Genomic DNA, 6669 nt, shown 5'->3' on the forward strand with positions numbered 1-6669 from the left:
AGAATTTTTGGATCCTCGGATCGAACCCGCATGTCGCCTGGCGACTGTCTTCGTCGGGCAGCGTCACCGCACGAGGCGTCGCCGCAGCCGAATGATCGCCCGGGATCGGCGTGGCGTGTTCAGACGGACCTGAGCGTTTTTCGCGCCCACCGAATCATCTGCTGAGGTCTTCGGTGAGCCGCAGCTATCGGTCGAAAAAGCGACCGATATCTTCACGAAAACTGTTCATAGCCCGATGTTTCGACCCGGATGCGCGTCCGAAAGCTTTGCGCGGCGGACATAGCCGCGCATCGTCTTGAGATCGCGATGGCGCGAGTGGCTCATGATCTCCTCGTCGCGCGATCCGCGCTTGTAGGCCTCGGTGATGAAGCCCGCGCGGAACCCGTGGGCCGAAATGCGCTCGCGCGGCCCGGCGACGAGGCCGGCCTCCGCGGCGCGCTTCTGGACGATGCGGCCGATCGAGTCGGGATGAAGCCCGTCATCCATTACGGTCCCGTCGGCTCGGACGGCTCGGAAGACGTAGCCCTGGGTCGGGGCGGCCTGCAGCCAGCGCCGAAGCGCGGCAACGGGGCACGTTGCGATGTTCTCGCCGGCCACGACAGTCACGATCGTGCCCTCACCTTCCTGATCACCTTTGGATTGCGGCAAGAACACATCGACCGCGCCGTCGCGGAAGCCGAGATCCTCGAAATGGATCCGCGCGACTTCGGAGCGCCGAAACGCGCCGGCGAAGCTCATCAGGAACAGGGCGCGGTCGCGCAAAGCCGCCACCGTCCCCTCGCAGGCTGCGACGATCTGGAGGGTTTCCGGTACGCCGAACGCCGCGGCCTGCTTCTTCGGCCTGCCGTACCGCCGGAACATGCCGCGCAGAGCCGCCCGGACCGCGGGATGCGCTGGGATCCACGGAAGACCTTGGAGCTTGTGGGCTTGACCGATCGTGACGAGCCGGCGCTCGATCGTGGCGCGCTTATGGGTCTCGGCCATCGAGGTCAGGTAGCTCGCAACCTGCTCGGGGCCCGCGGGCAGCGGCTCGATCCCGTGGCCACGGCACCACGCCGTGTAGTGCTGCCAGTCGGCGCGATAGGCCCGACGGGAATTTTCGGAGAGCGCCTGATCGGCAAATGCGCGGGCTTGTGCCGCAAGCGTGGCGGGTAGCATCATACTTTCTCCCTCGATCGAGCCTGAGCGTAGCGCTACGTCTGATAAGGAAGCGTTATCAGACGTTGGCCATCGGGAAGAAATCCATACGAACGGAGACCGGCGCGGCGGTGAACCGCACCAGGTTTTCCGGCGGCTCCAACACGCGGGGGGATGGGGCCATGATGACCGATGGCGCGCACCGAGCGGATCAGGTGTTCTTTGAAGTACCCCGAGGACACGGGCTGTTCATCAAGGGCAGCTCGGGATTTGCGACGCGCGCGCGCCCGGGAACTCCTCTCACCATGCGAGGCAGGATGGGCGGTCAGACGTCGGAGCCTACCACCTGGCAGCATCCGGTCTGTCTGACCGGCATCGTGAACTACGGCATCGAGCAGTGGTACGGGGTACAAGGAGCTCCCGGATTGCTCGATCGGACGGCATGCAAGGACATTCTTAAAGACATTCTTGTTGAGGGGCGCGTGGCGTCAGATGGAACAGCGGTGATCGACGGCTTCACAGTGGCGGGCAAACCTTTCGCCAAGACTGTTCGTCTCAGGTGAGGATCGGCTTCAAGCGCAGGAGCAGCACCGAGAGACATCAGCCGGCCGTTTGTCTTTTTGGCCGCATTGCGCGACTCGACGTGCTGGCCGTGGGCGACGCAAGCAGAGCCTCATTGCCCGCTGGCAGGAACGCATCCGGGGTGAACCCAGTTCTTCTGGCCACTAACCGGGAGAACCAGTATGCGACTCGTCGGACACGCGTCGGCCATCGCCCTCGCGACACTCATGAGTGTCGGGGCCGCCGAGGCGAAGGGCTGTATCAAGGGCGCAATCATCGGCGGCTTGACGGGCCACTATCTGGCCGAGCGTGGCGTCGTCGGTGCCGTGGCAGGCTGCCTCGGTGGCCGCTACCTCGCCAACCGGCGGGCTCGCCGAGAGATCGACTACGGCGCTCGCGTCCAGCCGAGGGGAACGGGTTACGGCCAGCCACAAGCTTACCCGGGCCGCGATTACAGCTACTGACTGCCGCGCGCGAGAAGCATTGCGTCGGAGGCTGGCTGAACGCGGCTTGTCCGCTTCAATGGAGGTTCACTGGAAAAGCGCTTAGTCTGCTGCCGACCCACGGTGGACCTTCTCCTCGCCCTCGCCGCTTGCTTGGAGTGGCGCTTGTAAACCTCCCGGCAGCTTCGTCGGTGAATGGAACGCGGACCCGCCACCGAACGGGTCTGCGCATCTTTACGCTTCAAGCGCAACAAGCGACCCTGGAGCCCGATGCGGAGGCAATTTGGTGGCTTGATTTGGATCTCGGACTAGCTGCGCAGTCATTCAATTGATGAGGCAGAAGCCGGCGTCCTCGTGCTCCACACCCCCGACGCGCTTGCCCGACTCGCAGGGCGGAGCAATCGCGCGAACCTCACGGATGCGCGGCGACGCGGGCGCTAGAGTCACAGCCGAAGGCTCGATTCGCGCCCTTAGATCAGTGCCGGCTGTTGCATCGCCGGAGGTTACGAGCGGTATGGTGCTCGCCGCCGCCGCGATGGAGGCATGGCCCGGCGTGATTGTGATCGCAGGCCGGTCGCCGATCCGTCCGGCGGAGCTGCGCTGAACTACGGCAGTGGCGGGGGCCGGCATGACGGGCCGCTGGGTTGCCACCGTACGCCCGAAGGACAAGCGCAGCCGTGCACGCGCCTCCGCCATGGTAACACTTCCCATCATCGCGAGAAATGCCAAGCCTACCGCCATCGACGTCCGCATGGTCTACCTCCATCGTTCTTGGCAGAATGCGCGTGCTCCCTTTCGAAAATGATGTCCTGATCACTCACTTTCGACGAATTGAATCATCAGCGAGCCGACCAGCAACATCCGCCGCAGGTCATCGACCGATTCACCGAGGTGGTCGGGCTGGACACCGACGCGCTCTATGTTTTCGACTGCGGCGCGCCTACCGGCTTCCGGGTGGCCCTGGCGCATCCAGAACGGGTGACGGCCATCATCGCGCAGAACGGCAACGCTCACGAGAAGGGGCTGCACGCGGGCTGGATCCGGATCGGCGCAACTCCGCAGCGTATCCAACCAATTCCGCTGGCAGCCATCGCCGCCGCGGACGGTTGGTCCACGAAACCGCCACAGAGCATCACCGCGATGAACAAATTTATCTATTACCTCGTCACCCTGTGCGAGTCCGTCCTCGGGGTCTTCGGTGTCCGGAGCTTCTATGATCAGCCGAGGTATACCGTGGTCGAACGTCTCGACCGCGGTGTCGAAATCAGGGCCTATGAGCCTCGCCTCGCCGTAGAAACTGACGGGCGTGGGCTTGGAGATGGCGCGGCGTTTGGGCGCCTCTTTCGCTATATCACCGGCGCAAACCAGCGGGGCGACCGCATCGCCATGACCGCACCCGTCGAGACAGGTGGTCAGCGCATCGCGATGACGGTCCCGGTCGAGCAGGGCACTGGCGGAACCATGCGGTTCTTCCTCCCCCACGACGTTGCCGAGGCCGGGGCTCCGGAGCCCACTGAGGCAGGCGTTCGTCTCGTCCACGTTCCGGCCGAGACGATCGCCGCCCTTCGCTTCTCAGGCTCGACTATACCTGAGGTTCGCGCCGAACAGGAACGTATCCTTATCGAGGTCCTGGTTGCGGGGAATAGAAAGGTCGCCGCTTCCCCCGTCTTCATGGGTTACGATCCGCCTTTTGCGATTCCGTTTCTTCGACGGAACGAAGTGGCCGTCCAGTTGGCCGCTGACTAAGCAAGTTACGTTACCGCTGCCCGGGGCAAGCAAACGCATTCGAGCCGCCTCACAGAAAATGAGTTGGTTCAAGCCCCGGCTAATGCGACACGACATGCTGACGTTATGACCATCCGTGACGCGTCTGTTTCAGGCCGCAGCGCAGATTTTTGAAGTGGTGATGCTCGACGTTACCTTAGGTCTGTTTTGCGCTGAGCATGTTGTGCGCTTTTTTTCGGTAGAGCCCGATTATCGCAGCACCATGATAGAGGCCTCAATACTTCCAGCCCGCAACGCCTCTGGTGCTCAGAGGCGCATCGCGCCAACCACATAGGACGAACGATTACCGTATCGGAAGATCGTAAGCAGCGAGTTTGGGCAGCATCGCCTTAACGACGAAATCTAACGCCGACGGCACATCCAAGCACAACTCGCGACTGGTATAGGCAACGAGATGAACGGGTAGCCCTCGCGCAGCGAACCATGCAGCCAGCCGGTCAGGGTCAGCTTTTGGATGGTAACTGAGGAATGAGATCCGCAAGCGCTCCCGGCGGCGATTGCAGTGCGCGATGTTGAGCAGGTCGGCAGTAAGACAGGGGGAGAGGAATAAAAATATCATGTCTCGGTTGCTGAACCGCCCGGCCCTGTAGCCATACAGGTGGCTAGCACATCGACATCTGTTTGCCGCCGTCTGCGCATCTCTACCGGTGCGGGAGGCATCGGATGCCTGAGCGTTGGGATGAAGCGATCATGACCATGAGCAGACAGGCCGGCGCTGGACCACGCCGCGTCCTGCTTCTAGGGGCAACCGGTACGATCGGGCGGGCTACCGTTCGGGCGCTGGTGTCACACGGCCATGAGGTCGTCTGCCTGGTCAGGCGCCGTGCCGACTTCGCTATCCCGATTGGTGCGACTGAGCGGATCGTGAGGCTGGCCGACCCGTCATCGTTGACGCGCGACGGTATCCGCGGCGAACCCTTCGACGTTTTGGTGTCGTGCCTGGCGTCACGCACCGGGTTACCCGACGACGCTTGGGCCATCGATTACAGGGCGCATGTCACTGCCCTCGATGTCAGCCGGGCAGCCGGCGTCACGCACGTCGTGCTTCTCTCAGCAATCTGCGTCCAGAAGCCGATCCTGGCCTTTCAGCATGCCAAGCTAGCCTTCGAAGCGGCGCTGATCGCCTCCGGGCTCGACTACACGATCGTTCGGCCAACAGCCTTCTTCAAATCGCTTTCCGGGCAGATCGATCGCGTGCGACGTGGCAAGCCCTTCCTAATTTTCGGGGATGGGACGCTGACGGCCTGCAAGCCAATCAGTGATGATGACCTCGGTCGCTACCTCGCGGACTGCCTCGACCGCGATGAGAGACGCAATCGCGTGCTGCCGATCGGTGGACCAGGCGAAGCGATCACACCGAAGGCGCAGGGCGAGCGGCTGTTCGCCCTACTGGGGCGTCAACCGCGCTTCAAGCACGTCCCGGTGGTGCTGCTGGATGTAATCATCGCGACTCTGGCAACGACCGGACGATGGATGCCAGCCCTGGCTGCCAAGGCCGAACTCGCGCGAATCGGGCGCTACTACGCGACCGAGTCGATGCTCGTGCTGGATCCAGCGACCGGACGATACGATGCGCAGGCCACCCCTTCGACGGGGTCGGAGACGCTGTTGGACTATTATGCCCGCGTGATCCGCGGAGAGGCAGTTGCCGAGCGTGGCGACCATGCGGTGTTCTGAGCATGCTGGCAGCTAAATAAGGCGCGCTGACGTGGCGAAACTCCGATCCGGCCATGAAGAAAAGCGGTGGCACTCATCGGAAGGCATTTTTGTAACGAGGGTCGGTGCACCTAAGCTATACCGATAACCAGTTTTAGACCGTCGCCGGAACGTCAAACAATTAGTCTTTCGGAGGTCTGATTAGACGCGAATGACTGTAAGTGCTCGTGGGCGGGATGGCTGCTTCTGAGCAGGCCGGCCGGAAAAGCGGACGGGCACCTATCGACCCAGTCGTCGCGACTCGGGGAAGCGGTTCCTGAACGCCAACATGTCCCGAAGGCAAAACGGCTTCGCTGAAGTGGAGCCGTTGCTGATGCACATGGCGACGGTCGCTCGGGCCTGCCTGCGCCAATCGCGCTGACGCTCGATACGCTCACATTGAACCAAGCCGGCGCTCGACGAAAGGAAGCGATCTCCGCCATGGCCGCCACGCCGCGCTTGCACAGATCGATAGACAACGATGAAGGAGTCGCGGGCCCCGTCACCACTTAACGCCGCAACCGTAATTTCATCACCACGCACCCAGGAACGGCTCTCGTTTGCTGGGTCTGGTCACCCACGGAGCAGCTTAGATCTGCTGATGTTGAGAAATTAATAACCAACTCACATCCACGCTTACGGCTTAAACACCTAGTCCGGGAGGCGGTTATTAGCGCTAACCAAGTATCGGTCACAAAAACTTTCAAACATTTGTCATAATCAACCTGATTTAATCGAACGCTTCGCCAGCAGGGTGTAGAACATATTGTCGGATATCGTGTATTAATTTTGAAACTGCGACCTACCAAGATGTATATATGAAGAGAGGTTTTTACGGTTTTTTGGGCGGATCGCTAGTTTTGACGGCAATATTATATTAAATGTCTTACTCTCGGTATAAAGTATTTTGATTATAGGTGGAACAATGATGACGACGGCTGACTCGATGGGCGCGGCGTTAGGATATACGTGATTTTAGAGCATGATCTTGCGCATTAGATCAGATTGGGTCAGGGTGCCCTGCGCGATAGTGTGTTCGGAAGTTAAT

At 61.3% G+C, this 6669-nt stretch carries 5 protein-coding genes and 1 pseudogene; 5 read left to right on the top strand and 1 reads right to left on the bottom strand.

All coding sequences use genetic code 11. The features are described from left to right. Positions 1–225: 225 nt before the first annotated feature. Positions 226–1161, bottom strand: coding sequence for a site-specific integrase (locus OXS27_RS26740; RefSeq protein ID WP_267360168.1), 936 nt, complete (start codon positions 1159–1161; stop codon positions 226–228). A gap of 158 nt (positions 1162–1319) precedes the next feature. On the opposite strand from OXS27_RS26740, the gene OXS27_RS26745 reads away from it, so the two are divergent. The 5 genes and pseudogenes from OXS27_RS26745 (at position 1320) to OXS27_RS26765 (ending at position 5603) form a co-directional block, all read left to right on the top strand. Further along, on the top strand, positions 1320–1700 hold the full coding sequence (locus tag OXS27_RS26745; RefSeq protein ID WP_267360170.1) for a hypothetical protein: 381 nt from the start codon (positions 1320–1322) through the stop codon (positions 1698–1700). A 180-nt stretch (positions 1701–1880) separates the two neighbouring features. Further along, the gene (locus tag OXS27_RS26750) at positions 1881–2162 is read left to right on the top strand and encodes a hypothetical protein (protein ID WP_267360172.1); all 282 of its coding nucleotides are present in this window, start codon (positions 1881–1883) and stop codon (positions 2160–2162) included. 846 nt (positions 2163–3008) lie between these two features. Beyond that, positions 3009–3167: pseudogene (locus OXS27_RS26755) on the top strand (alpha/beta hydrolase); the annotation flags it as partial. Positions 3168–3281: 114 nt separating this feature from the next. Continuing rightward, positions 3282–3887, top strand: a complete 606-nt coding sequence (locus OXS27_RS26760) for a heme-binding protein (RefSeq protein ID WP_267360178.1) — start codon at positions 3282–3284, stop codon at positions 3885–3887. 729 nt (positions 3888–4616) lie between these two features. After that, positions 4617–5603: an NAD(P)H-binding protein gene (locus tag OXS27_RS26765; protein ID WP_267360180.1), complete on the top strand. Its 987-nt coding sequence runs from the start codon at positions 4617–4619 to the stop codon at positions 5601–5603. The last annotated feature ends 1066 nt before the right edge of the window (positions 5604–6669 follow it).

This window comes from Methylobacterium sp. GC_Met_3 (assembly GCF_026540775.1).
GTDB lineage: Bacteria > Pseudomonadota > Alphaproteobacteria > Rhizobiales > Beijerinckiaceae > Methylobacterium.